At 44.9% G+C, this 292-nt stretch carries 1 protein-coding gene; it reads right to left on the bottom strand.

From position 1 onward, the window contains the following. Positions 1-292: NAD-dependent epimerase/dehydratase family protein (locus AC0L20_RS40720; protein WP_473295780.1), on the bottom strand; the 292-nt coding region annotated here is incomplete at both ends.

Below are 292 nucleotides of genomic sequence, written 5' to 3'. Positions count from 1 at the left end.
CTCTACATATAGACTCGCCGTCACCAGACCATCCATCACGGCTAAAAATCTCTTGACCACATCATCAATATATACGAGCGTAACTTGCGCGGACGGATCATTGATCTGTATGGGCAATCCTCTAGCAATATTGAAGCAGAACGTCGCAACCGCCGAATTGTAATTAGGACGAGCCCATTTACCAAATACATTAGGCAGTCGAAACAAATAAACTGCAGATCCGTGAACAGAGGCTAGTTGTTTTAGAATATCTTCTGCCGCACGTTTACTTGACCCATAGGCGTTGTCTTGC

The sequence above is a fragment of the Bradyrhizobium sp. Kon58 genome (assembly GCF_055807455.1).
The sequence above is the reverse complement of the archived record's forward strand: the minus strand, read 5'-3'. Positions and strand labels throughout refer to the sequence as shown.